Raw genomic sequence first — 26,606 nt, 5'->3', positions numbered from 1 at the left:
CCTGGAAATGGGAGTCAGACATGGGTCTTCTGGTCGAAGGACACTGGCAAGACCAGTGGTACGAAAGCAGCAAAGATGGCGCCTTTCAGCGCGAAAATGCGCAACGACGCAACTGGGTCACAGTCGACGGACAAGCGGGGCCATCCGGTGAGGGCGGTTTTGCTGCACAGGCCGGCCGCTACCACTTGTATGTCTCACTGGCATGCCCGTGGGCACACCGCACACTGATCGTACGCAAGCTCAAGGGACTGGAAAACCTGATCGGCGTTTCAGTGGTCAGTTGGTTGATGCTGGAAAATGGCTGGACTTTTGATCAGCAAAAAGGCTCCAGCGGCGATGCACTGGATGACTTCCAGTTCTTTCACCAACGCTATACGGCCGATGATCCCAGCTATACCGGACGCGTTACTGTCCCTGTGCTGTGGGACAAACAGCGGAAATGCATCGTCAGCAATGAGTCTGCGGAAATCATTCGCATGTTCAATGGCGCATTCGACGAATTGACCGGCAACACGCTGGACTTTTATCCGCAAGCCTTGCGGGCGAGCATCGACGAGCTCAACGAGCAGATTTATCCGAACGTCAACAACGGTGTCTACAGGGCCGGGTTCGCCACCTCGCAGGGGGCATACGAAGATGCATTCAATGATGTGTTTGCCGAACTGGACGTGCTGGAAAACCTGCTGGGCGAAAAGCGCTACCTGACGGGAAAACACCTGACCGAAGCCGACATACGCCTGTTCACCACCATCGTGCGCTTCGATGCGGTGTATTACAGCCACTTCAAGTGCAACCTGCGGCGCATCGCGGATTACCCGAACCTCAGCAATTGGCTACGTGAGTTGTACCAATGGCCAGGTATCGTGGAGACCGTGAACTTCGAGCACATCAAGGGCCACTACTACGCGAGCCATCGCACCATCAATCCGACCGGCATCATACCGAAGGGTCCAGCGCTTAATCTGCAGGCAGGTCACGACCGGGAGCGGCTGTCCGGTGAGGGTGTCTGGAGCAATTGACAGATTGGCAAAAAAGGATGGATAGCCCGAACGGGCTATCCGCCATCGACTTCAGACAGTCGCCTGAGCCCCTTCGAACCACGCCAGCTTTTCACGCAACTTGACCACTTCGCCGATGATCACCAGCGTCGGCGCATGCACCTCATGCTCGGCGACAAGTTGCGGCAGATTGGCCAGAGTGCCGGTAAATACGCGCTGATTGACCGTCGTGCCCTGTTGAACCAGCGCAGCAGGCGTGTCGGCAGAGCGACCATGCCTGATCAGTTCTTCACAGATGACCGGCAAACCGATCAGCCCCATGTAAAACACTAGCGTCTGAGCAGGCGCAACCAGGTCGGACCAGGGCAGGTCTGTGGTGCCGTTTTTCAAGTGACCGGTAATGAAACGCACAGACTGTGCGTGATCACGGTGCGTCAGAGGTATACCGGCATACGCCGCACAACCACTGGCGGCGGTAATACCCGGAACCACCTGAAACGGAATGCCATGCGCAGCCAGCTCTTCGATTTCCTCACCGCCACGGCCGAAGATAAACGGATCGCCGCCTTTGAGGCGCACCACTCGCTTGCCTTGCTTGGCCAGTGCAACCAGTTGCTGGTTGATCTGTTCCTGCGGAACAGCGTGCTCTGCACGGCGTTTACCGACATAGACACGCTCGGCATCGCGACGGCACAGGTCCAGAATCGTAGGCGCGACAAGGCGGTCATACAGCACCACATCCGCTTGCTGCATCAGGCGCAAGGCCCGGAAAGTCAGCAAGTCAGGATCACCGGGGCCAGCACCGACCAGATACACCTCGCCGGTCTCCGGCGGCGGCTCGCCAGCGATCTTGGAGATCAGCAGACGCTGGGCCTCGGCCCCCTGCCCGGCCAACTGGCGGTCGGCAATGGCACCCTGAAAAACATCTTCCCAGAACGCTCGGCGTTGCTGCACATTCGGAAACAGACCTTTGACCTGATTGCGAAAGCGCGCAGCCAGCCCGGCGAGCTGCCCATAGGTGGAGGGAATCCAGGTTTCCAGCTTGGCACGGATCAGACGTGCCAGCACTGGCGCATCGCCGCCACTGGACACAGCGATCACCAATGGCGAGCGGTCGACAATCGCCGGAAAGATAACCGTACACAACGCCGGGGCATCCACCACATTGACCGGAACGCAGCGCAGCCGGGCGTCAAGGGAAACCTGGGCATTGAGCGGCTCGTCATCCGTCGCGGCGATAATCAGCACACAACCATCAAGATCGCCTTCGCTGTAGCCACGCAGGATCATCTCACCGCCGCTCTGGACGACCAGCTCGCTCAGTTGGGCCTCGATTTCTGGCGCAACCACGCGCAGCACTGCGCCAGCGTCGGCAATCAGGCGTGATTTGCGCAGGGCAATTTCACCACCGCCGACCACCAGCACCCGGCTGCCACGCAGGTTATGGAACAGCGGCAGAAATTCCATTTAACCGATGACCTCAAGGCCGCCCATGTAAGGCTTGAGCACCTCGGGCACACGAATCGACCCATCCGCCTGCTGGTAGTTTTCCAGCACCGCGACCAGTGTACGACCCACCGCCAGCCCCGACCCATTGAGGGTGTGGACCAGTTCCGGCTTGCCGGTTTCCGGATTGCGCCAGCGGGCCTGCATGCGGCGCGCCTGGAAATCTCCGCAGTTGGAGCACGAAGAGATTTCGCGGTACTTGTCCTGGCTTGGAATCCACACTTCCAGGTCGTACGTCTTCACGGCACTGAAACCCATGTCGCCGGTGCACAGCGCCAGCGTACGGTACGGCAGTTCCAGCAACTGCAGAACGCGCTCGGCGTTGCCGGTCAGCGATTCAAGCGCAGCCATGGAGTCTTCAGGCGCAACAATCTGAACCATCTCGACCTTGTCGAACTGGTGTTGGCGGATCATGCCACGCGTGTCACGACCCGACGCACCCGCTTCGCTACGGAAGCAAGGGGTGTGGGCAACAAACTTGAGAGGTAGCTGTTTGGCATCGAGAATTTCACCCGACACGATGTTGGTCAACGACACTTCCGCGGTCGGAATCAGGTACAGATCAGCTTCGCCTTCGCGGGTGATCTTGAACAGGTCTTCCTCGAACTTGGGCAACTGGCCTGTACCCTGCAACGCAGGTGCCTGCACCAGATAAGGCGTGTAGGTCTCTTCGTAGCCGTGTTCGTTGATATGCAGATTGATCATGAACTGCGCCAGCGCACGGTGCAGGCGCGCGATTGGGCCACGCAGCAACGCAAAACGCGCACCGGACAGCTTGGCAGCGGTCTCGAAGTCGAGCCAGCCGAACCTCTCGCCCAGAGCAACGTGATCCTTGACCTCGAAATCGAAGGCAGTCGGCGTACCCCAGCGACGCACTTCGACGTTGCCTTCTTCGTCAGCACCGACCGGCACCGATTCGTGAGGCAGGTTCGGAATGCTCAGAACCAGCGCATCCAGCTCGGCCTGAATGCCGTCCAGCTCGACCTTGCCTTCGCTCAGCTCGTTGCCCATGCGCTCGACGTCAGCCATCAACGGCGCAATGTCTTCGCCGCGCTGCTTGGCCTGACCGATGGATTTGGAACGTGCATTGCGCTCGGCCTGCAGCTGTTCGGTGCGGGTCTGCACCACCTTGCGCTGGGCTTCCAGCGATTCAATGCGCGCCACATCCAGTGTAAAGCCACGGGAAGCCAGGCGATCCGCTACGTCCTGAAGTTGAGTACGTAACAGTTTGGAATCGAGCATATCGTTCTCTCGTCTATCAAAGTCTGGTCAGGGACAGGCCAACCCAGGTTGCGAGCAGCCCGCCGAATACGCTGATACCGGCATAACCAAGGGCCAGCGGTACCTGCCCGCTTTCCAGCAGGCGCAGCGTATCCAGTGAAAAGGATGAAAAGGTCGTCAGACCGCCTACAAAGCCGACAATCAAGCCGGCACGAATTTCGATGGGCACTTCCGGGCGCAGCAGAAACAATCCATACAGTACGCCGATTATCAGGCACCCTACGATGTTGACCGCAAGCGTTGCTGCGTAAAAATGTCGTGGCCAGTTGGCGCTTACCCAGGTACCCGCTGCAAAACGCAATAATGTACCAGCGATCCCGGCAATCGACACCGCAAGAATGGTCTGAATCATCACTTTCTCCGCTGGCGGGGACTGGCATCGTCCAATGCGCTCAGATGCCTGAGCTTCTCACCGATCTTGAGTTCCAGACCGCGTGGCACAGGCTGGTAATACTGCCGTGGTTCCAGCTCGTCCGGAAAGTAGTCCTCACCTGCCGCATAGGCTTCAGGCTCGTCATGGGCGTATCGGTATTCTTCGCCATAACCGAGCTGCTTCATCAGCTTGGTCGGCGCATTGCGCAAATGCAGCGGAACCTCCAGCGAACCATGCTCGCCGGCTTCGCGCATTGCAGCCTTGAAGGCCATGTAGACCGCGTTGCTTTTTGGCGCACAGGCCAGATAGACGATGGCCTGCGCTACTGCCAGTTCGCCCTCGGGGCTGCCCAGACGCTCCTGCACGTCCCAGGCCGACATGCACAGCGGCAAGGCGCGCGGATCTGCATTGCCGATATCTTCACTGGCCATGCGCACCACGCGACGCGCCAGATACAGCGGATCGCAGCCGCCGTCGATCATCCGGGCAAACCAGTACAGGGCTGCGTCGGGATCAGAACCACGTATTGACTTGTGCAAGGCCGATATCTGGTCATAGAACGCCTCGCCGCCCTTGTCGAAGCGACGTAGGCTGTCACCCAGCAGGCTCTGCAGCAGCTCGACGTCGATCTCGCTGCCGTCTTCGGCAAGATCGGACGCGTTTTCCAGAAGATTGAGCATGCGCCGACCATCGCCATCAGCGGCGGCCATGAGCATCGTGAAGCCTTCATCGCTCAGGGTCAGTTGGCGCTTGCCCAACCCGCGCTCCTCGGTCAGAGCACGATGGACCAGCTTGCGCAGCGCCGCCTCGTCCAGGCTTTTGAGCACATAGACACGGGCACGGGACAACAAGGCATTATTGAGTTCGAACGAAGGATTTTCGGTAGTAGCGCCGATAAAAATCAGCGTGCCATCCTCGACATAAGGCAGGAACGCATCCTGTTGCGACTTGTTGAAGCGGTGCACTTCGTCGACGAACAGAATCGTGCGTTTGCCATATTGCCCGGCCTGCTGTTTGGCGACTTCCACTGCCTGACGAATTTCCTTGACCCCCGCCAGCACGGCGGAAACAGTCTCGAAATGCGCGTCCGACACCTTGGCCAGCAGCCTCGCCAGGGTAGTCTTGCCCACACCGGGCGGGCCCCAGAAAATCATCGAATGCAGCGCACCCTGCTCCAGCGCCTCACGCAGAGGCTTGCCGTGGGCAAGCACGTGCTCCTGACCGACGTATTCATCCAGATTGGTAGCACGCAAACGTGCAGCCAGAGGCTGAGCTATCGGTTCGCGGCTGAACAGATCCATGATCAGGAATTAACCCTTTTACTCTTGAATGACATCAGCACCCTTGGGAATCTGGAACTGAAACTTGCTGGCCGCAACAGGCTCGTTGGCCTTGACGCCGGCGAACAGGATATTGGTGCGCTGACCCACGCTGTCGATCAGTTGCATGTCGTTGATGATGCCGTTACGAAATGACAAACGCAGACTGTCGAACAGGGTGTCCTTGGTCTTGGGCTTGAGCACGAAGTCGATCACACCACCCGCCTCTTTCGCCGTGATATCGAAGCTTTCGCTGATCTTCGACACGTCACCGGACAGCAGCAAGGCTGGGGTCTGGGTCAGGCGCTGATCGAGCTTCTTGATGGTGACCTGCTCCAGATCAGGGTCCCACAACGACACTTTCTTGCCGTCGGAAACCATCAACTGCTCCTGTGGCGCATCGGTGTGCCAGTTGAACAGGCCTGGACGCTGCAACGTCATTTCGCCGGTAGTCTCTTGCAATTGCGTGCCGCCACCGTCCAGCGTCAATTGCGAGAAGCGTGCGGTCAGGGTCTGGGATTTCTCCAGCAACTGGGTCAGGCGTGCCACGTCCTTGCTGTCGGCATGGGCGGCCATCACGGAGAAGGTCAGTGCGGTGGCCAACAGCATGCGGATAAGACGCATGGGATTCCTCTTTGAAGTCGATGATGATGCGGCAGCGTGACTTGCACGCTGCCGCCGCAGTTCGGGGTGATAAAAATCAGTCGCGCACCGGTCCTGGAGCCAGAACTTCACGCGATCCGTTGGTATTCATGGAGGTCACGACGCCAGCCATTTCCATTGCTTCGATCATGCGCGCTGCGCGGTTGTAGCCGATCTTCAGCTTGCGCTGCACGGCAGAAATCGATGCGCGGCGGCTTTCGAGTACAAACTTGACCGCCTCATCGTAAAGCGCGTCGCTTTCGCTGTCTTCACTGCCTTCGCCGCCACCGCCATCAAAGCCGCTGCCGGGCTCTTCCACACCGGCGAGAATATCGTCGTTGTAGTCAGGCGAACCACGCAGTTTCCAGGCTTCTACCACGCGATGCACTTCCTCGTCGGAAACAAACGCGCCGTGCACGCGAATCGGCAGGCTGGTGCCCGGCGGCATGTATAGCATGTCGCCATGGCCCAACAGTTGTTCGGCACCGCCCTGATCGATGATGGTCCGGGAATCGATCTTGCTCGACACCTGAAACGCCATGCGCGTCGGGATGTTGGCCTTGATCAGACCGGTAATCACATCCACCGAAGGACGCTGTGTCGCGAGGATCAGGTGGATACCTGCCGCACGAGCCTTCTGGGCGATGCGGGCGATCAGCTCTTCGACCTTCTTGCCGACGATCATCATCATGTCGGCGAATTCATCCACCACTACCACGATGGTCGGCAGCTTGCTCAGCAACGGCGCTTCGTCATGAATGCTTTCCCGCTTGTACAGCGGATCGGCAAGTGGCTCCCCGGCATCCTGCGCATCCTTGACCTTCTGGTTGAAGCCCGAAAGGTTACGCACACCCATTTTCGCCATCAGCTTGTAACGGCGTTCCATCTCGGCAACGCTCCAGCGCAAGGCGTTGGCAGCGTCCTTCATGTCGGTAACGACCGGACACAAGAGGTGCGGAATGCCTTCGTAGATGGACAGCTCAAGCATCTTCGGATCGATCATGATCAGCTTGGCGTCTTCCGGGCCGGACTTGAACAGGATCGACAGGATCATGGCGTTCACACCAACCGACTTACCGGAACCGGTCGTACCGGCCACCAGCAAGTGGGGCATCTTGGCCAGGTCGGTAATCACCGGCTTGCCGCCGATGTCGTGGCCCAGCGCCAGGGTGACCGGCGACTTGGCATTATCGTATTCAGGGGTCGACAGCACCTCGGAGAAGCGCACGATCTGGCGGTCTTCGTTGGGGATCTCGATACCGACGGTGGTCTTGCCCGGGATCACCTCGACCACGCGCACGCTGGTGACCGCCAGTGAGCGGGCAAGGTCCTTGGCGAGGTTGGCAATGCGACTGACCTTGACGCCAGCGGCCGGCTGAATCTCGTAACGGGTAATGACCGGGCCGGGATGGATGGAGTCAACCGAGACCTCGACACCAAATTCCTTGAGCTTGATTTCCAGCAGATGACCGACCGCCGCCAGGGACTCTGGCGAGTAGTTGAGCTGCTTCTTTTCTGCCGGATCAAGGATGGAGATGGGCGGCAAGGTGCCTTCGACTGCGCTGTCAACGAACAGCGGGGCCTGTTTTTCCTTCATGACCCGCTTGCTCGGTTCTGCAGGCTTTGAAGGGGCTGGCGCAATAACCGCAGGCACGTGCTTTTCACGCTCGGTCATGTGTTTGCTCAGCGACACTTCGCGCTCCATCAGGCGCTCTTTGGCCTTGGCCTGCTCGCGACGGTCAGGTGCAACGGGGGCGACCACATCGTTGGCGCGCATGTCGACTTCACGCAACTGCGCGACCATCTGCTTGCGCTCGGCACGGGCGGTCCACCAGCGGTTCGCCGCCCCCTGGAACAATTCGAACAGGTCAAGGGTGATCTTGCCGGTGACGTCCATGACCTTGAACCATGACAGATCGGTAAATACTGTCAGACCGAATAGAAACAGGGCGATGAACAGCAAAGTGCTGCCCTGGATGTTCAGGGCTTTCTTGGCCAGATCGCCCAGCACTTCGCCCAGCACGCCGCCAGCAGAGCCCGGAAAGCCTGCCGAAAAGTGAAAATGAATGTGCGCCAGCGCCGCGCCCGCCAGTATCAGGAATACCAGCCCGATCAGACGCCAGGAGAAGAGCCAGCCGCTCCACTGCCAGGGTTCGTGACGATGACGAAACACCTGCCAGGCCTTGATTGCCAGCAGCAGTGGGAAGATATAGGCGAAATAGCCCAGGATCATGAACAGGATATCGGCACAGAAGGCACCTGCGCGCCCCGCAGCGTTCTGCACCTGCGCGGCGTTACTGCTGGTGTGGCTCCAGCCGGGATCACTCTGATCGTAGGTCAACAATGCCATTATCAGGTACAGGCACAGGGCGCCAAAGGCGATCAGGGCCCCTTCCTTGAGCCGGTAGTGCAATTGCTGCCGCCAAAGCGGAACAGCGCTGGGTGCTGGGGTGGATTTCTTCAAAACGCTTTAATTCCTGCGCTGTAGCGCGAACATCTCGTTGATTGACCAGAAACGGCTGTCGGACGGCGCTGAATGCTCCCGCATGAACAGGGATAGCAGACATCGGGAAGCCCGTTCGGCAGACGTTTGAATGATAACGCCCAAAGCGGGCATTGTACGGCTTTACAGGCGCTGGGGTCTGTACGAAAACGCGTCAGACCGACTTCAGACAGTTCCGCAATGCGGGACATGCTTTCATGTTCGCTGATGATGTTCAATTTGAGCATGCATTCCGTTTTGTGACAAAGGCTTATGACGTGTTTCTATCAACCGCCCACAACTTCAAGGGCTGCACCATCATCGCCGCGCTCTTGCCCTACCGTATGTGCCAGGTACGCGCCATAATGACAACCGCTTGTGACCACGCCTGCCGCACAGAGTTGCACTGACAGGCGGGTGCGCCCTCCCCTTCCGCAAAGTTGTGATGCCATGCTGACCTGGTTGAACCGCAATAGCCTGGATTTCCCGCCACTGGAGAAAGCCCTCCGCGAGCCCAACGGATTACTTGCCGCCGGTGGAGACCTGTCAGCCGATCGCCTGATCAATGCCTACCGGCACGGCTGCTTTCCGTGGTTTCAGGACGGCCAGCCGATTCTCTGGTGGTCTCCCGATCCGCGTACCGTACTGCTTCCCGAAGAACTGCATGTTTCTCGCAGCCTCGGCAAAATGTTGCGCCAGTCTCGCTACCACGTGACCTTCGACCGGGATTTTGCGAGCGTGATCAAGGCCTGCGCTGCGCCGAGAAGTTACGCCAATGAAACCTGGATCACCGGCTCGATGCAGGATGCCTATCTTGAGTTGCACCGACGCGGCCATGCGCACAGCGTCGAGGTCTGGGATCAGAATGAACTGGTCGGCGGGCTGTATGGCCTGGCAATGGGCCAGCTGTTCTTCGGTGAGTCCATGTTCAGCCGTGCAGACAACGCCTCCAAAGTCGGATTCGCCACGCTGGTGCAGCACCTGACCGACTGGGGTTTTGTATTGATCGATTGCCAGATGCCGACCCAACACCTTCACAGTTTCGGCGCACGCTCGATTCCTCGGCAGACTTTTGCCGACTATCTGTCCCGGCATCTTGATCAGCCAAGCGGTGCCGACTGGTCATCTAGGCGAGTTTGACAGGCTGGCATACACTCACAGGTAAGGATTTACCATTAGGCAACGACCATGACAGAGCTGGCGAGGCTGAAGTTTTATGCCACTCAACCGCACACCTGCAGTTACCTGCCTGAAGAGCAGGCGACTACCCTGTTTCTGGACCCCAGCCAGCCAATGGATGTGCAGGTCTACGCCGACCTCTCGGACATGGGCTTTCGCCGTAGCGGCGATCATCTTTACCGCCCCCACTGCCAGAACTGCAGCGCTTGCGTGCCCGCGCGCATCCCCGTGAACCTGTTTGTACCCGACAGACAGCAAAAAAGGATTTTGAAACGTAATGCCGATGTACAGGTGCAAAGCACCAGACCGGCCTTCACCGAGGAATATTTCGATCTTTATCAACGTTACATAGAGCAACGGCATGCTGACGGCGACATGTTTCCACCCAGCCGTGAACAGTTTTCGACATTTCTGGTTCGCGACCTGCCCTTTTCGCGTTTTTACGAATTTCGCGTCGACCAACGACTGCTGGCAGTTGCGGTCACCGACCTTTTGCCCAACGGCCTTTCCGCGGTCTACACGTTCTACGAACCTGATGAAGAGCGCCGCAGTCTGGGCCGTTACGCGATTTTGTGGCAGATCGCCGAAGCCGCCAGACTTCAACTGCAGGCGGTGTACCTGGGTTACTGGATCAAAAACTGCAAAAAAATGAATTACAAGACCCAATATCGGCCCATTGAGCTACTTACCAATCAAAGATGGGTCACTCTGTATTGAACCCCTTGGCTTAAACTGGTTTTTTCGGGCACAATGCACGCCGCTTTTGCCTGGCGCCACTTGCACCGGGACACTCATTTGTATACCGAGGGCTTTACTGCATGTCGAAAGAAGACAGCTTCGAAATGGAAGGCACTGTCGTCGACACCCTGCCCAACACCATGTTCCGCGTGGAGTTGGAAAACGGGCACGTCGTAACCGCGCATATCTCCGGCAAGATGCGCAAGAATTACATCCGTATTCTGACCGGTGACAAAGTGCGTGTAGAACTGACGCCCTATGACCTGAGCAAAGGGCGCATCACCTACCGCGCTCGTTAAACAGGCATTGACGAAAACGCCCGGCATAAGCCGGGCGTTTTTGTTTGCCTGTTTCATACAACCAGAGACCCCGGCCTGCCCCGCATCCATTCACGATGCGGAGCGAGGCTTGGGCGTCAGGCCATTTCTGCTGTGGTTTCGAAGTCGAAGGTAATCTCGCCATCCTTGATATCGATGTGAACCACACCGCCGTGCTCTGACAATTCGCCGAACAGGATCTCTTCAGCCAGCGGCCGCTTGATCTTGTCCTGAATCAGGCGAGCCATCGGTCTGGCACCCATCGCCGCATCGTAACCACCCTGCGCCAGCCAGCTTCTCGCCGCCTCGGACACTTCGAGCAGTACGCGCTTGTCTTCCAGCTGGGCCTGAAGCTCGGTAAGGAACTTGTCGACCACGCTCTTGATGACTTCGTGGCTGAGACGGCCAAACTGAATGATGGTGTCCAGACGGTTGCGGAACTCCGGCGTGAAGCTCTTCTTGATCACTTCCATCGCATCAGACGAGTGGTCCTGATGCGTGAAACCGATCGAAGCACGCGCGGCGGACTCAGCCCCGGCATTGGTGGTCATGATCACGATCACGTTGCGGAAATCTGCCTTGCGCCCGTTGTTATCGGTCAGCGTACCGTGGTCCATCACCTGCAAAAGCAGGTTGAAGACTTCCGGGTGAGCCTTTTCGATTTCATCGAGCAGCAGCACGCAATGCGGTTGACGAGTGATGGCTTCGGTCAAAAGACCGCCCTGATCGAAACCGACGTAGCCCGGAGGCGCGCCGATCAGACGGGAAACGGTATGCCGCTCCATGTACTCGGACATGTCGAAACGAATCAGCTCGACACCCAACGCCTTGGCCAACTGGCGAGCGGCTTCGGTCTTGCCGACACCGGTAGGGCCTGCGAACAGGAACGAACCGACCGGCTTGTCAGGCGACTTGAGGCCTGCACGCGAAAGCTTGATCGCCGTCGACAACGAGTCAATAGCTGCATCCTGACCAAACACGGTGAGCTTCAGATCGCGCTCCAGGTTACGCAGCAGCTCCTTGTCCGAACTGTTGACGTGTTTTGGCGGAATACGCGCGATCTTGGCGACGATGTCTTCGACCTGAGGCACATCAATGCGCTTGACGCGCTGCTCGACAGGCTGCAGACGCTGGTAGGCACCGGCTTCATCAATAACATCGATCGCCTTGTCGGGCATATGACGGTCATTGATGTAACGCGACGCAAGCTCAGCTGCGGCGCGCAGCGCTTCGTCACTGTACTCGATGCTGTGATGCTGCTCGAAACGGCTTTTCAGGCCACGAAGGATGCCGATGGTGTCTTCGACCGAAGGCTCGGACACATCGACTTTCTGGAAGCGACGCGCCAAGGCGCGGTCTTTTTCGAAAATCCCGCGAAACTCCTGAAAGGTCGTGGAGCCGATGCAACGAATCTCGCCAGACGACAGCAACGGTTTTAGCAGGTTGGAGGCATCCATCACCCCGCCTGATGCTGCACCAGCACCAATGATGGTGTGGATCTCGTCAATGAACAGAATCGCCTGAGGACGCTTGCGCAGCTCATTGAGCAACGCTTTGAAACGCTTCTCGAAATCGCCGCGGTATTTGGTCCCGGCCAGCAGGGCACCCAGATCAAGCGAGTAGACAACGCTGCTGGCGAGCAAATCAGGGACCTGATTGTCCACGATACGCTTGGCCAGGCCTTCGGCAATAGCCGTTTTACCGACCCCTGCCTCACCGACCAGCAACGGGTTGTTCTTGCGACGACGAGCCAGAATCTGAGCTACGCGCTCGACTTCGCTTTCGCGACCGACCAGCGGATCGATGCGCCCCTGGCGCGCCAATTCGTTCAGATTGCTGGCATAGGCATCCAGAGGATTGCCTGAGGAAGATGCTTCACCGCCCTCGTCGTCCTGCATATCCTGTTCACCTTCAGAAGAGTGTTCGCCATGCCCCGGAACCTTGGAGATACCGTGGGCGATATAGTTGACGACATCAATCCGGGCCACGCTCTGCTGCTTGAGCAGAAACACGGCCTGGCTTTCCTGCTCACTGAAAATTGCAACCAGCACGTTGGCGCCGGTTACTTCGCGCTTGCCGGAGCTCTGCACGTGGAAAACTGCCCGTTGCAGCACACGCTGGAACCCGAGCGTCGGTTGCGTCTCGCGATCCTCGTCATGAACGGGGATCAGCGGAGTGGTGGAGTCGATGAACTCCTGCAGATCATGCTTGAGTTTATCGAGGTTTGCACCGCAGGCACGCAGAACAGTGGCTGCAGCCTCATTATCCAATAGAGCCAGCAGGAGGTGCTCGACCGTCATGAACTCATGACGCTTCGAACGTGCCTCCTTGAAGGCAAGATTGAGGGTGACTTCGAGCTCACGGTTTAACATAGCTTCACCTCATACCCAAGTGGTCGGCGTTTAACCGTCCTTCTCGATCTCACAGAGTAGCGGATGCTGGCTCTCCCTGGCGTATTGATTGACCTGCATTGCCTTGGTCTCGGCGATGTCGCGGGTAAACAATCCGCAGACTGCCCGTCCCTCTGTATGGACGGCCAGCATGACTTTGGTGGCCAGCTCACGATTCAGGTTAAAAAACACCTCGAGTACTTCTACGACGAAATCCATCGGGGTGTAGTCATCGTTGAATAAAACCACCTTGTACATCGGTGGCGCCTGCAGGGTCGGCTTGGCGTCCTGCACCGCGATGCCTGCCGCGTCGTCCTCGTGCGACTGCGGACTGTCCTGATTGAATGTTAGTCGAATCTTGCTAAATGCATGCATGGAAAGAAATGTTCGTTTGAGGGCGGATTGAGCTGTCAGTCGCAGTTTGGACGCTTTTCAAACAGACCGCCACATGACCTTGAGTATCAGCTAAACGGTGTTACAAACAATAGAGTCCACATTGGGTAAAAAGGGTCCGCGCAGTCAACCAAAATTTTTGGGGAGGCGGATTGAAGTGGATGATACTCCTGACGGAGTCCTTTGCAGAGGGATATGGCGATGCTTAACGGAAAAGTCAAGTGGTTCAACAATGCAAAAGGTTATGGATTCATAATCGAAGACGGCAAGCCGGATGACGACTTGTTCGCCCATTTTTCGACCATCCAGATGGAAGGTTACAAGACCCTCAAAGCCGGCCAGCCGGGCAGTTTTGAAATCATTCAGGGGCCAAAAGGGCTGCATGCCGTGAATATCGCGCCATTGCTGGATAAAGCAGGTGAGCCTGAGAAGGAAACCCATGCTGCGTCTGAGCATGAACCTGAACATGCACACGCTTGAAATCCTCCATGGAAACAGCCTGACAGCAGATCAATGGTCTTTCGCGCCAGCTGACTGAGTAATCAGAAACACGCAATGAGCCTGTACCGGATCTTGAGAAACCGCAGCTTTGGTAGCTTGAACCGATGCGACTCCACAGGGTATCGAATTAGCGGTTATTGAACCGCGGATGCCCCTACCGTGACAGAGCCACCAGCGCCCCACTCCTCCGCCAGATCCCGCCTCTTGAAGCCTGATTGATAACTCGTAGACATCCTGGTCGTTCGACCAACGGCGGATGTTCATTATTCGATAGCACGCATAGCATTAATGCCTCGCGCCAATGGTTTGATATACTCGCGCCGTGACCGAAGAGTCATAAAGGCTGACCCGTCTGAAATCAGACCCTCAACCTTCCTATGCGTCGGGTCGCTACCTGGCCTGACAGCTTGACGCTCGACTGATGCACCCAACATCACCGCGAATGAACCTCGACCTGGGCCCATGGCCGAACCGTGGGCAAGAGTGCATACCCTGCGCGTATCGAGATTTTGTGCATGCTCAGCAAAACAGAGAGTTAATACGAATGTCCAACCGCTCGAAGATCATCTACACCTTCACCGACGAAGCTCCGGCCCTCGCCACCTATTCGCTGCTGCCTATTATCGAAGCTTTCACAGCCTCCTCCGATATCGACGTGGAAACGCGCGACATCTCCCTGGCGGGCCGTGTTCTTTCAAGCTTCCCGGAGTCGCTTGGCGCCGATCAAAAAGTGCCGGATCATCTCGCCGAGCTGGGCAAACTGGCCACTACGCCAGAAGCCAACATCATCAAGCTGCCTAACATCAGTGCCTCGGTCCCTCAATTGAAGGCGACCATCAAGGAGCTTCAGGATCAGGGCTACAAGATTCCCGACTACCCTGAAAACCCTGTCACTGACGCGGAAAAAGAAACCCGCGCACGCTACGACAAGACCAAGGGTAGCGCCGTGAACCCGGTGCTGCGCGAAGGCAACTCCGATCGTCGCGCACCGCTGTCGGTCAAGAACTACGCTCGCAAGCACCCACACAAAATGGGCGCCTGGTCCGCCGACTCCAAGGCCCACGTTGCGCACATGAGCAACGGCGACTTCTACGGCAGCGAAAAAGCTGCCCAGATCGCAGCCGACAACACCGTTAAAATCGAACTGATCGCTCAGGACGGCACCACCACCGTTCTGAAGGAAAAAACCGCCGTCAAGGCTGGCGAAGTCGTTGACTGCTCGGTAATGAGCGCCAAAGCTCTGCGCAGCTTCATTGCCGCCGAGATCGAAGACGCCCGCAAGCAAGGCGTTCTGTTCTCGGTGCATCTGAAAGCCACCATGATGAAGATCTCCGACCCGATCATGTTCGGCCAGATCGTTGATGAGTTCTACAAGGATGCATTGACCAAGCACGCTGACACGCTGAAGCAGATCGGCTTCAGCCTGAACAACGGCATCGGTGACCTGTACGAGCGCATCACCAGCCTGCCTGCTGAAAAACAGGCCGAAATCAAGGCTGACATCGAAGCGGTCTACGCCACTCGCCCACAACTGGCGATGGTCAACTCCGACAAGGGCATCACCAACCTGCACGTGCCGAGCGACGTAATTGTCGACGCATCGATGCCAGCGATGATCCGTGACTCCGGCAAGATGTGGGGCACAGATGGTCAACTGCACGATGCCAAGGCAGTGATCCCGGATCGCTGCTACGCCACCATCTATCAAGCGGTCATCGAAGACTGCAAGAAAAATGGCGCATTCGACCCGACCACTATGGGCAGCGTACCGAACGTTGGCCTGATGGCTCAAAAAGCCGAAGAATATGGCTCCCACGACAAGACTTTCCACATCCAGACCAACGGCGTGGTTCGTGTAACCGACAGCCAGGGCAACCTGCTGATGGAACAGAACGTCGAAGCGGGCGATATCTGGCGCATGTGCCAGGCCAAGGACGCGCCGATCCAGGATTGGGTAAAACTGGCCGTCAACCGCGCTCGCGCCAGCAACACACCGGCTATCTTCTGGCTGGATTCGTCTCGCGCCCATGACAGCGTGATGATCGAGAAAGTCCGCAAGTACCTGGGCGACCACGACACGTCGGGCCTGGATATCCAGATCCTGTCACCTGTCGACGCGATGAAGCTGACCCTGGAACGCACTCGCGCCGGCAAGGACACGATCTCGGTAACGGGCAACGTGCTTCGCGATTACCTGACCGATCTGTTCCCGATCATGGAACTGGGCACAAGCGCGAAAATGCTGTCGATCGTTCCGCTGATGAACGGCGGCGGTCTGTTCGAAACCGGCGCTGGCGGCTCGGCTCCCAAGCATGTGCAGCAGTTTGTTGAAGAAAACTTCCTGCGCTGGGATTCGCTTGGCGAGTTTCTGGCTCTGGCGGCGTCCCTGGAACATCTGGGCAATGCCTACAACAACCCGAAAGCGCTGGTTCTGTCCAAGACCCTCGACCAGGCCACTGGCGAGTTCCTGGACCGCAACAAGTCGCCTTCGCGCAAGGTTGGCGGCATCGACAACCGCGGCAGTCACTTCTACCTGACCCTGTTCTGGGCTCAGGCACTGGCTGCTCAAAACGACGATGCAGACCTCAAGGCACAGTTCACGCCTTTGGCCAAAACCCTGACTGACAACGAAGAAAAAATCGTTGCCGAGCTGAACGCTGTTCAGGGCAAGCCGGTGGAAATTGGCGGCTACTACTTCCCTAACCCGGAAGTCACCAGCAAGGCCATGCGCCCAAGCGCCACTCTCAACGCAGCTATCGATGCGTTGAAAGCGTAAGCGGCATGAGACCGGTGCGACGCATTACTGCGTCGCCCAGCCAAAAGCCCCGGCCCGCGTGTCGGGGCTTTTGCATTAAAGCCAAAGACAGACCGGCAGCCCACATACTGAACATTCTTATCTGGCAGCAGAGGATCAATCCATGACCTGGCAAGCCCACGTTACCGTCGCCACCATCGTCGAAGATCAGGGACGCTTCCTGTTCGTCGAAGAAATGAAAGGCGGACGCGCCGTACTCAACCAACCCGCCGGGCACCTCGACCCGAACGAGAGCCTGCAACGTGCGGCAGTGCGGGAGACTCTTGAAGAAACCGGCTGGGATGTCGAACTGACCAGCGTGGTGGGCATTTACCTGTACACCGCGCCGAGCAACGGCGTGACCTACCAGCGGATATGTTTCGCCGCCAAGGCCATACGCCATAACCCTGAATATCAGCTGGACGAAGGCATCGTTGGCGCCGTCTGGCTGACTCGCGACGAACTGCTGGCCCAACAGGAACGCTGGCGCAGCGAGCTGGTACTGCGCTGCCTGGATGATTACCTCAATGCCGAACATTTCAGTCTCGACCTGCTGCGCGACAAGGCGTGAGACTCGACGCCCTCAGCCTGATAGAATCGCGTCCTTTTACAGGTCAGCCGTTGAATCCTCATGCGTGATCCAGCCCCCTCGAACTCAGAAATGAAGCGCGTCATAGTCGGCATGTCCGGCGGCGTGGACTCTTCCGTTTCCGCCGTACTGCTCATGGAGCAGGGTTATCAGGTGGAAGGCTTGTTCATGAAGAACTGGGAAGAAGACGACGGAACGGAATATTGCACCGCCCGCGAAGACCTGGCAGATGCCCAGGCCGTGTGTGACAAGATCGGCATCAAGCTGCACACGGCCAACTTTGCCGCCGAGTACTGGGACAATGTCTTCGAACATTTCCTTGAAGAGTACAAGGCCGGGCGCACCCCCAACCCGGACATCCTCTGCAACCGGGAAATCAAGTTCAAGGCGTTTCTTGAATATGCGCTGATGCTGGGTGCCGACCTGATTGCCACTGGCCACTACGTGCGCCGTCGCGATACCGATGGCCGCACCGAGCTGCTTAAGGGCCTGGACCCGAACAAGGATCAAAGCTACTTCCTGCATGCCGTCGGTGGCGAACAGATCGCCCGGACGCTGTTTCCGGTGGGCGAGCTGGAAAAACCGGAAGTACGTGCCATTGCTGAGAAACACGGCCTGGCGACGGCCAAAAAGAAGGACTCCACCGGAATCTGCTTCATTGGCGAACGCCGCTTCACCGACTTCCTGCGTCAGTACCTGCCCGCCCAGCCTGGAGAGATTAAAACCACCGAAGGTGAAGTCATCGGTCGTCACAGCGGCCTGGTGTATCACACCATCGGCCAGCGCCAGGGCCTTGGGATTGGCGGCCTCAAGGACGCCAGCGATGATCCGTGGTACGTGCTGGTCAAGGATCTGGACAACAACGAACTGATCGTTGGCCAGGGCAACGACCACCCGTGGCTGTTTTCCCGCGCACTGGTGTCTTCGGAAATCTACTGGGTCAACCCGATTGATCTGAGCAGCCCGCGCAAACTCACGGCCAAAGTCCGTTATCGTCAGGGCGACCAGCCATGCACACTGGAAAAGACCGCCGACGGCTACCGAGCCACATTCGATGATCCGCAGCGGGCCGTCACACCCGGACAGTCCGTGGTGTTCTACGATGGCGAAATATGTCTGGGCGGCGGTGTGATCGAAATTGCCGAACCCTGGACCAGCAAGGACAAGCGTTGATGACCCCGATTCAGGAACAACTGATCGCTCTGGGTGGCGTATTTCAGGCCGCCGTACTGGTCGACCGGATCGCCAAGACCGGACAGGTCAGCGAAGCCGCGCTGAGCTGCATGCTCGGCAGCCTGCTGGTGGTTGACCCGAAGGATACGCTGGACGTCTACGGCGGCGATGACCTCAACCTGCACGAAGGCTATCGCGCCATGGCCAGCGCTCTGGAACGCGACCCTGCAACACTGCAGCGCGAACCGCTGCGTTACGCCCTATCGATGCTCGGCCTGGAGCGACAGCTGGCCAAGCGCGACGACTTGCTCGAAATCATCGGCAGGCGCATCCCGGTGATTCAGTCTCAGGTCGAACATTTCGGTATCGCTCACGAAAACGTGATCGCTGCGACCGGCGCCCTTTATGAAGACACCCTGAGCACCCTGCGCCAACGCATTCAGGTCCAGGGCGACATGCGCAACCTGTAGCAACCGAACAACGCGTCGAAGATTCGCGCCATCCTGCTGGCAGGCATTCGCTCCGCACGCCTGTGGCGACAAGTTGGCGGTAATCGCTGGCAACTGGTGTTCAGCCGTCGCAAGCTATTGAAAGAACTCTACCCATTGCTGCACGGCTGATCCGCCACGCACCAATGACCTTCACCACCACAGGCACGGCGCTGTCTACGCTGGTCAGCGGGCTCCGGTCCGAGTGACTTTTCATGTATGATATTCGCCCTTTTCGTTGCACGACTGTCCGAGAGCATCCCATGCAGCTTTCTTCGCTCACTGCGGTTTCCCCTGTTGATGGCCGCTACGCCGGCAAAACCCAGGCCTTGCGCCCTATTTTCAGCGAATACGGCCTGATCCGTTTCCGTGTGATGGTTGAAGTTCGCTGGCTCCAGCGTCTGGCGGCCCACCCGCAGATTACCGAAGTCCCGGCGTTCTCTGCGCAAGCCAACGCCATCCTCGACACCCTGGCTGAAGACTTCTCGGTTGAGCACGCCGAGCGCGTGAAAGAGATCGAGCGCACCACCAACCACGACGTCAAAGCCGTTGAGTATCTGCTCAAGGAGCAGGCTGCCAAACTGCCGGAGCTGGACAAGGTCAGCGAGTTCATCCACTTTGCCTGCACCAGCGAGGACATCAACAACCTGTCTCACGCCCTGATGCTGCGTGAAGGCCGTGACACTGTGATGCTGCCGTTGATGCGCCAGATTGCCGATGCTATCCGTGAACTGGCGATCCGCTTCGCCGACGTGCCGATGCTCTCGCGTACCCACGGTCAGCCAGCGTCCCCGACCACGCTGGGCAAGGAATTGGCCAACGTGGTTTACCGTCTGGAACGCCAGATCGACCAGATCGCCGCAGTGCCCTTGCTGGGCAAGATCAACGGTGCGGTCGGCAACTACAATGCCCACCTCTCCGCTTATGCCGATATCGACTGGGAAGCCAACGCACGCGCGTTCATCGAAGACGAGCTGGGGCTGGGCTTCAACCCGTACACCACGCAAATCGAACCGCATGACTACATCGCCGAGCTGTTTGATGCGATTGCGCGTTTCAACACTATCCTGATCGACTTCGACCGCGATATCTGGGGCTATATATCCCTGGGCTACTTCAAGCAGCGCACCATTGCTGGCGAAATCGGCTCGTCGACCATGCCACACAAGGTCAACCCGATCGACTTCGAAAACTCCGAGGGCAATCTGGGCATCGCCAACGCGCTGTTCCAGCATCTGGCGAGCAAACTGCCTGTCTCTCGCTGGCAGCGCGACCTGACTGACTCCACCGTACTGCGCAACCTGGGCGTCGGTTTTGCCCACAGCGTTATTGCTTATGAAGCCAGCCTCAAAGGCATCAGCAAGCTGGAACTGAACGAGCAACGCATTGCTGCCGATCTGGACGCGTGCTGGGAAGTTCTGGCAGAGCCGATTCAGACCGTCATGCGTCGTTACAACATCGAAAACCCATACGAAAAACTGAAAGAACTGACACGCGGCAAGGGCATCGGCCCGGAAGCGTTGCAGACTTTCATCGACGGTCTGGACATGCCTGCCGAAGCAAAGGCCGAGCTGAAGAAGCTCACGCCAGCCAACTACATCGGTAACGCAGCGGCTCAGGCCAAGCGCATCTGACACGCAAAAAAATTGCACACGCCCGGCTGTGCCGGGCGTTTTCATTTCAAGGGCTTACACATGAATCCTGATATTCCTCTGCAACTTCTGGGCGGCATCAGTGCACGCGTTTTTCTGCGTGACTACTGGCAGAAAAAACCACTGCTCATCCGCCAGGCTCTGCCGGACTTTCAAAGCCCGATCGATGCGGACGAGCTGGCTGGCCTTGCTCTAGAGGAAGAAGTCGAATCCCGCCTGGTCCTCGAACACGGTGAGCGTCCCTGGGAGCTGCGTCGCGGTCCCTTTGCGGAGGATGAATTCAGCAAGCTACCCGAACGCGACTGGACCCTGCTGGTGCAGGCGGTGGATCAGTTCGTTCCAGAAGTCAGCGAACTGCTGGAAAACTTCCGCTTCCTGCCAAGCTGGCGCATTGACGATGTAATGATCAGCTACGCCGCACCAGGTGGCAGCGTCGGCCCGCATTTCGATAACTATGACGTGTTCCTGCTTCAGGGCCACGGCAAGCGTCACTGGCAGATCGGCCAAATGTGCGATGCAGAAAGCCCGCTGCTGCAGCATGCCGACCTGCGCATCCTTGCCGAATTCGAAAAAACCGAAGAGTGGACGCTGGAACCGGGCGACATGCTTTACCTGCCGCCACGTCTGGCTCACTGCGGCGTTGCCGTCGACGACTGCCTGACCTACTCGGTCGGTTTCCGCGCGCCAAGCGCTGCCGAGGTCCTGACTCATTTCACCGATTTCCTCAGCCAGTTCATCCCGGATGAAGAGCGCTATACCGACGCTGACGCGCAACCGGTCAGCGATCCGCATCAGATCCAGCACGATGCGCTGGACCGACTCAAAGCGCTGCTGACCGAACACATGAGTGACGAGCGCCTGCTGCTGACCTGGTTCGGCCAGTTCATGACCGAACCGCGCTACCCTGAACTGGTGACCGGCCCGGAACTGGAGGAAGACGACTTGCTCGATAGCCTCGAGCAGGGCGCGGTGCTGATTCGCAACCCGAGTGCAAGACTGGCCTGGTCTGAAGTCGACGACGATCTGCTACTGTTTGCCAGTGGTCAGAGCCGCCTGTTGCCGGGCAGTCTGCGCGAATTGCTTAAACTGATCTGTGCCGCCGACGCATTGCACAGTGAAAACCTCGGCCAATGGTTGGCCGATGACGATGGACGCAATCTGCTTTGCGAACTCGTAAAACAAGGAAGTCTGGGATTTGCCGATGAATAAAGTCACCGTAGCTGTCGCACAATGGCAGAAAAACAACGCCGACATCCGGCGCATACGCGATTCGGTATTCATCGCCGAGCAATCGGTGCCACCGGAGCTGGAGTGGGACGCTGAAGATGCGACTGCCGTGCATTTTCTCGCCTATGAAGGGGAATACGCAGTAGGCACCGCTCGCCTGCTGCCCGACGGTGAAATCGGTCGGCTGTCGGTTCTCAAGGACTGGCGCGGCATGAAAGTCGGTGAAGCGTTGCTCGGTGCGGTGATCCACGAGGCCGAACAACGTGGACTGGAGCCGCTGAAGCTCAGCGCTCAAGTGCAGGCCGTCGAGTTTTACCAGCGCTTCGGGTTTGCCGTGGTCAGTGACGAGTTTCTCGAAGCCGGTTTACCGCACGTCGAAATGCGCCGCGAAACACCTGAAACCTGATTATGTAGGCGTTTTTCAAGGCACTACATGATGATCGCCCTGCTCTTTTTCGCTAGACACTTTTCAGGTCGAGACGAAAAATGCCAGGGCGTTTTTGTGGCGGCCCATTCAGCTTGCCCGGCTATAGCCGATACACTGGCAAACTCATGCTTTACGCGCTTATCGCGGAGAATGATCATGCCAGTCCGTAACCTGCTTAACGTGGTAATCACCTCAGTGCTGATCGCATTCAGCACTCAGGCCCTTTCAGCGACCGAAGTCGTTCCGCTCAATTACCGCACCAGTGCCGATCTGCTACCCGTAGCTAAATCCTTTCTAGGTACCGAAGGCTCCGTCAGCGCTTATGGCAATCAACTGATTGTCAATGCAGAGTCGCGCAAGATTGAAGAACTTCGCACCCTTATCACACAACTCGACACCGCACCGAAACGCCTGTTGATTAGCGTCGACACCAGCGATAACGCAACGCGCAACAGCAGTGGCTCACGCGTCATAGAATACGGCACCGCCAGCCGTGAGGGCGGCGTTCAGCAAGTGCAGACCAGCGAAGGTACGCCAGCACTTATCCAGATCGGCCAGAGCGTTCCGCTGACCTCCTCGTCCACGGATTCCTATGGCTACTCCCAAAGCAATACTGAATATCGCAATGTAACCCAGGGCTTTTACGTCACTGCCAGTGTGACCGGCGATACCGTTCACCTGAGCATCAGCACTAACCATGACCGCATGAGTCAGGAGCGCGCTGATGCCATAAAAGTGCAAAGTACCGATAGCCAGGTCAGCGGCCGGCTCGGAGAATGGATCACGCTGGCGAGCAATAGCGATCAATCGGTTGCCGATCAGCGTGGCCTTGCACAACGCTATTCAACCCAGGGTCGCGACGACATGATTTTGCGCGTAAAGGTCGAAACCCTCGAGTAGCCTGCGCTGGCGCGAAACCCAGCACCTACGGGCCTTTTAGTGACTCACCAGTCTGATTACGCAATTATGTAGTTAGATCAAAAAAGCACTACAAATTGTTTGAGGACCCCGATACCCCGAGGCATGATTGCCTCGCTCCCGCTGATCGGAGGCTGCGCAAATAGCCTTTGACTGTCGCTCTCCGAGCAGCGAGCAGCCATCTACAGTGCCTTCGATGAACGAGGCGTTTTGGCGGAGCAGGACTTCTAATCAAGACCTACTTCTCGGGGTTTACAAAATGGCACTGACACGCGAACAACAAATAGCCACTCTCGAAAAAGACTGGGCCGAAAATCCGCGCTGGAAAAACGTGACCCGTACTTACTCCGCAGCCGATGTGGTCCGCTTGCGTGGCTCGGTTCAACCCGAACACACCTTTGCACGGCTGGGCGCTGACAAACTGTGGAACCTGGTGACCCAAGGCGCCAGGCCGTCTTTCCGGCCAGACAAGGACTTCGTCAACTGCATGGGCGCTCTGACCGGCGGTCAGGCCGTGCAGCAGGTCAAGGCCGGTATTCAGGCCATCTACCTATCCGGCTGGCAGGTTGCTGCCGACAACAACTCTGCCGAATCGATGTACCCGGATCAGTCGCTGTACCCGGTCGACTCGGTGCCAACCGTGGTCAAGCGCATCAATAATTCGTTCCGCCGCGCCGATCAAATCCAGTGGAAAGCTGGCAAGGCTCCGGGTGACGAAGGTTATATCGATTATTTCGCGCCAATAGTAGCCGACGCAGAGGCCGGATTCGGCGGCGTGCTCAATGCATACGAGCTGATGAAAAGCATGATCGAGGCGGGGGCCGCCGGTGTGCATTTTGAAGATCAGTTGGCATCGGTGAAGAAATGCGGCCACATGGGCGGCAAAGTGCTTGTCCCGACTCAGGAAGCGGTTCAAAAACTGGTTGCTGCGCGCCTGGCCGCCGACTTGGCCGGTGTGCCGACGATCATTCTGGCCCGCACCGACGCCAACGCTGCCGACCTGCTGACTTCCGATTGCGACCCCTATGACAAGCCGTTCGTGACCGGCGAACGGACTCATGAGGGCTTCTACAAAGTACGTGCCGGTCTGGATCAGGCAATCTCCCGCGGCCTCGCCTACGCGCCTTATGCCGACCTGATCTGGTGTGAAACCGCCAAGCCGGATCTGGACGAGGCACGCCGCTTCGCCGAAGCAATCAAGAAGGAGTATCCAGACCAATTGCTTTCCTACAACTGCTCGCCGTCCTTCAACTGGAAGAAAAACCTCGACGACGCAACCGTCGCCAAGTTTCAGCGCGAACTTTCGGCCATGGGCTACAAGCACCAGTTCATAACCCTGGCGGGCATTCACAACATGTGGCACAGCATGTTCAACCTGGCGCACGACTACGCCCGCAACGACATGACTGCCTACGTGAAGCTACAGGAACAGGAATTCGCCGATGCTGCCAAGGGCTATACCTTCGTGGCCCACCAGCAGGAAGTGGGCACGGGGTATTTCGATGACATGACCACCGTGATTCAGGGCGGCGTATCGTCGGTAACCGCACTGACCGGCTCGACGGAAGAAGAGCAATTCCACTGAGACACCGCGCAACGCGTTGAAAACACAGACCGTCCGTAAGGGCGGTCTGTGTTTTGTGTCAGATAGCGCCTGTATTGATTTCGGACAATGTGCAGCTCACGAACAGATGCTACAAAAACCGCACTTTATAAGCGGTGCCCTGCATAACTATGCTCCGACTATCCTTTTGCGAACTATGCAGGCCCATTTAAATGATATTAATTATCATTCAAATTGCCTTTCGTTCCTTTTCGTCACCGAGAAACATAATTAGCCAAAACCTTGCTGACGCCCGGCTGGCATGCCTTACAGCCCTGATAAAGAAAGGCGGGCGATTAATTTCGTAAATAAATTTCATGTAGAAAATTTACTTGCCAACTGTTTGCACATAAAATCAATCCGTTGACCGCACTGCGACATTTCGTCACTGCCTCGACTCTTTATCAAGCACAGAGACCTTTGCTCTCTAACAAGGACTGACAGCATGCCCGAATCGACAGGTCTGATTGCCCACAACTGGGGCTTCGCCATTTTCCTTTTGGGTGTTGTCGGCCTCTGCGCCTTCATGCTCGGCCTGTCCAGCCTGCTCGGAAGCAAGGCCTGGGGCCGCAGCAAGAACGAACCTTTCGAATCCGGCATGCTGCCTACCGGCAGTGCGCGTCTGCGGCTCTCCGCAAAATTCTATCTGGTCGCGATGCTCTTCGTGATCTTTGACATCGAAGCCCTCTTTCTCTTTGCCTGGTCTGTGTCCGTTCGCGAAAGCGGCTGGACCGGATTCGTCGAAGCTCTCGTTTTCATAGCAATTCTGTTGGCAGGTCTTGTCTACCTATGGCGGGTTGGCGCTCTTGACTGGGCTCCTGAAGGTCGCCGTAATCGGCAAGCGAAGCTGAAACAATGAGGCTTTGGCGATGCAATATAATCTCACCAGGATCGACCCGGACGCTCCTAACGAGCAGTACCCCATCGGCAAACGGGAAACCGTTTCCGATCCGTTAGAAGATCAAGTCCACAAAAACATCTACATGGGCAAGCTGGAAGACGTGCTGAATGGTGCGGTCAACTGGGGACGTAAAAACTCCCTGTGGCCCTACAATTTCGGCCTGTCGTGCTGCTATGTGGAAATGACCACCGCCTTCACGGCCCCTCACGATATCGCGCGTTTCGGTGCGGAAGTCATCCGGGCGTCGCCACGGCAGGCGGATTTCATGGTCATTGCCGGTACCTGCTTCATCAAGATGGCACCGATCATCCAGCGTCTCTACGAGCAAATGCTCGAACCCAAGTGGGTCATCTCCATGGGTTCATGTGCCAACTCCGGTGGCATGTACGACATCTACTCAGTGGTCCAGGGGGTGGACAAATTCCTTCCCGTGGATGTCTACGTGCCCGGCTGCCCGCCCCGCCCCGAAGCATTTCTGCAAGGCTTGATGCTGCTGCAGGAATCCATCGGCAAGGAGCGTCGCCCTCTTTCCTGGGTCGTTGGCGATCAAGGAGTATACCGCGCCGAGATGCCGTCGCAAAAGGAACAGCGCCGCGAACAGCGTATTCAGGTGACCAACCTGCGCAGCCCCGACGAAGTCTGATCCAGCCCGTTCTTCTTATAAAAAAGACAGGAACCGGGGTTGATTCTGTACGTTGACCGAAGTGATTGAGAC

General features: G+C 57.6%; 24 protein-coding genes and 1 pseudogene. 17 read left to right on the top strand and 8 right to left on the bottom strand.

What is annotated here, in order from left to right; all coding sequences use genetic code 11:
* Window positions 1–20 precede the first annotated feature (20 nt).
* Complete coding sequence (locus tag AO277_RS21625; RefSeq protein ID WP_044317682.1) at window positions 21–1,019, top strand: glutathione S-transferase family protein; 999 nt, start codon at window positions 21–23, stop codon at window positions 1,017–1,019.
* Between the two features lie 51 nt (window positions 1,020–1,070).
* On the opposite strand, the gene cysG is transcribed toward AO277_RS21625, so the two are convergent.
* From cysG to ftsK, 6 genes are all read right to left on the bottom strand, one after another.
* Complete coding sequence (gene cysG, locus AO277_RS21620; RefSeq protein WP_044317681.1) at window positions 1,071–2,465, bottom strand: siroheme synthase CysG; 1,395 nt, start codon at window positions 2,463–2,465, stop codon at window positions 1,071–1,073.
* Window positions 2,466–3,746 (bottom strand): serine--tRNA ligase, encoded by a 1,281-nt coding sequence (gene serS, locus AO277_RS21615; RefSeq protein ID WP_044317680.1) that lies wholly within the window; start codon window positions 3,744–3,746, stop codon window positions 2,466–2,468.
* Window positions 3,747–3,762: 16 nt separating this feature from the next.
* Window positions 3,763–4,137 carry a fluoride efflux transporter CrcB gene (crcB, locus tag AO277_RS21610; RefSeq protein ID WP_002553993.1) on the bottom strand — a complete coding sequence of 125 codons (375 nt, stop codon included), beginning with the start codon at window positions 4,135–4,137 and terminating at the stop codon, window positions 3,763–3,765.
* On the bottom strand, window positions 4,137–5,459 hold the full coding sequence (locus tag AO277_RS21605; protein ID WP_044317679.1) for a replication-associated recombination protein A: 1,323 nt from the start codon (window positions 5,457–5,459) through the stop codon (window positions 4,137–4,139). Before AO277_RS21605 ends, crcB begins: the two co-directional genes overlap by 1 nt.
* Before the next feature lie 18 nt (window positions 5,460–5,477).
* Entirely contained in the window at window positions 5,478–6,101 is a 624-nt protein-coding gene (gene lolA / locus AO277_RS21600) for an outer membrane lipoprotein periplasmic chaperone LolA (protein WP_044317678.1), read from the bottom strand.
* 76 nt (window positions 6,102–6,177) lie between these two features.
* On the bottom strand, window positions 6,178–8,583 hold the full coding sequence (ftsK, locus tag AO277_RS21595) for a DNA translocase FtsK (protein ID WP_044317677.1): 2,406 nt from the start codon (window positions 8,581–8,583) through the stop codon (window positions 6,178–6,180).
* A 236-nt stretch (window positions 8,584–8,819) separates the two neighbouring features.
* Between ftsK and AO277_RS21590 the strand changes: the two genes are divergently transcribed.
* The 4 genes from AO277_RS21590 to infA all read left to right on the top strand — a co-directional run bounded on the left by AO277_RS21590 (window position 8,820) and on the right by infA (window position 10,817).
* The gene (locus AO277_RS21590) at window positions 8,820–9,011 is read left to right on the top strand and encodes a hypothetical protein (RefSeq protein ID WP_044320342.1); all 192 of its coding nucleotides are present in this window, start codon (window positions 8,820–8,822) and stop codon (window positions 9,009–9,011) included.
* A gap of 40 nt (window positions 9,012–9,051) precedes the next feature.
* Window positions 9,052–9,741 carry a leucyl/phenylalanyl-tRNA--protein transferase gene (gene aat / locus AO277_RS21585; RefSeq protein WP_044317676.1) on the top strand — a complete coding sequence of 230 codons (690 nt, stop codon included), beginning with the start codon at window positions 9,052–9,054 and terminating at the stop codon, window positions 9,739–9,741.
* Between the two features lie 48 nt (window positions 9,742–9,789).
* Window positions 9,790–10,497, top strand: coding sequence for an arginyltransferase (locus AO277_RS21580; RefSeq protein WP_010214796.1), 708 nt, complete (start codon window positions 9,790–9,792; stop codon window positions 10,495–10,497).
* A 101-nt stretch (window positions 10,498–10,598) separates the two neighbouring features.
* Entirely contained in the window at window positions 10,599–10,817 is a 219-nt protein-coding gene (infA, locus tag AO277_RS21575) for a translation initiation factor IF-1 (RefSeq protein ID WP_002553999.1), read from the top strand.
* A 116-nt stretch (window positions 10,818–10,933) separates the two neighbouring features.
* Here infA and clpA read toward each other — a convergent pair whose 3' ends face one another.
* Window positions 10,934–13,207: an ATP-dependent Clp protease ATP-binding subunit ClpA gene (clpA, locus tag AO277_RS21570; protein WP_004665689.1), complete on the bottom strand. Its 2,274-nt coding sequence runs from the start codon at window positions 13,205–13,207 to the stop codon at window positions 10,934–10,936.
* Between the two features lie 30 nt (window positions 13,208–13,237).
* The gene (gene clpS / locus AO277_RS21565) at window positions 13,238–13,600 is read right to left on the bottom strand and encodes an ATP-dependent Clp protease adapter ClpS (RefSeq protein WP_002554001.1); all 363 of its coding nucleotides are present in this window, start codon (window positions 13,598–13,600) and stop codon (window positions 13,238–13,240) included.
* 213 nt (window positions 13,601–13,813) lie between these two features.
* Here clpS and AO277_RS21560 point away from each other — a divergent pair, with 213 nt between their 5' ends.
* The 12 genes and pseudogenes from AO277_RS21560 (at window position 13,814) to AO277_RS21505 (ending at window position 26,534) form a co-directional block, all read left to right on the top strand.
* Window positions 13,814–14,098: a cold shock domain-containing protein gene (locus AO277_RS21560; RefSeq protein ID WP_306601095.1), complete on the top strand. Its 285-nt coding sequence runs from the start codon at window positions 13,814–13,816 to the stop codon at window positions 14,096–14,098.
* A gap of 565 nt (window positions 14,099–14,663) precedes the next feature.
* Complete coding sequence (locus AO277_RS21555) at window positions 14,664–16,895, top strand: NADP-dependent isocitrate dehydrogenase (RefSeq protein WP_044317675.1); 2,232 nt, start codon at window positions 14,664–14,666, stop codon at window positions 16,893–16,895.
* Window positions 16,896–17,037: 142 nt separating this feature from the next.
* On the top strand, window positions 17,038–17,484 hold the full coding sequence (locus AO277_RS21550) for an NUDIX hydrolase (RefSeq protein ID WP_002554004.1): 447 nt from the start codon (window positions 17,038–17,040) through the stop codon (window positions 17,482–17,484).
* Window positions 17,485–17,544: 60 nt separating this feature from the next.
* Window positions 17,545–18,675: a tRNA 2-thiouridine(34) synthase MnmA gene (gene mnmA, locus AO277_RS21545; RefSeq protein ID WP_044317674.1), complete on the top strand. Its 1,131-nt coding sequence runs from the start codon at window positions 17,545–17,547 to the stop codon at window positions 18,673–18,675.
* A pseudogene (gene hflD / locus AO277_RS21540) lies at window positions 18,675–19,295 on the top strand (high frequency lysogenization protein HflD). Before mnmA ends, hflD begins: the two are co-directional and overlap by 1 nt.
* Before the next feature lie 131 nt (window positions 19,296–19,426).
* On the top strand, window positions 19,427–20,797 hold the full coding sequence (gene purB, locus AO277_RS21535; protein ID WP_005731871.1) for an adenylosuccinate lyase: 1,371 nt from the start codon (window positions 19,427–19,429) through the stop codon (window positions 20,795–20,797).
* A 60-nt stretch (window positions 20,798–20,857) separates the two neighbouring features.
* Complete coding sequence (locus AO277_RS21530; RefSeq protein WP_002554007.1) at window positions 20,858–22,024, top strand: ribosomal protein uL16 3-hydroxylase; 1,167 nt, start codon at window positions 20,858–20,860, stop codon at window positions 22,022–22,024.
* Window positions 22,017–22,448 (top strand): GNAT family N-acetyltransferase, encoded by a 432-nt coding sequence (locus tag AO277_RS21525; protein WP_002554008.1) that lies wholly within the window; start codon window positions 22,017–22,019, stop codon window positions 22,446–22,448. Before AO277_RS21530 ends, AO277_RS21525 begins: the two co-directional genes overlap by 8 nt.
* A gap of 177 nt (window positions 22,449–22,625) precedes the next feature.
* On the top strand, window positions 22,626–23,369 hold the full coding sequence (locus tag AO277_RS21520; RefSeq protein ID WP_044317704.1) for a secretin N-terminal domain-containing protein: 744 nt from the start codon (window positions 22,626–22,628) through the stop codon (window positions 23,367–23,369).
* A 277-nt stretch (window positions 23,370–23,646) separates the two neighbouring features.
* Window positions 23,647–24,972, top strand: coding sequence for an isocitrate lyase (gene aceA / locus AO277_RS21515; RefSeq protein ID WP_099259115.1), 1,326 nt, complete (start codon window positions 23,647–23,649; stop codon window positions 24,970–24,972).
* Window positions 24,973–25,435: 463 nt separating this feature from the next.
* Window positions 25,436–25,849, top strand: coding sequence for an NADH-quinone oxidoreductase subunit A (locus AO277_RS21510; protein WP_002554011.1), 414 nt, complete (start codon window positions 25,436–25,438; stop codon window positions 25,847–25,849).
* 10 nt (window positions 25,850–25,859) lie between these two features.
* A complete protein-coding gene (locus tag AO277_RS21505; RefSeq protein WP_002554012.1) occupies window positions 25,860–26,534 on the top strand; it encodes a NuoB/complex I 20 kDa subunit family protein in 675 nt (224 codons plus the stop codon).
* The last annotated feature ends 72 nt before the right edge of the window (window positions 26,535–26,606 follow it).

This window comes from Pseudomonas amygdali (assembly GCF_002699855.1).
Lineage (GTDB): Bacteria > Pseudomonadota > Gammaproteobacteria > Pseudomonadales > Pseudomonadaceae > Aquipseudomonas > Aquipseudomonas amygdali.
This window is presented reverse-complemented; position numbering and strand designations above follow the sequence as displayed.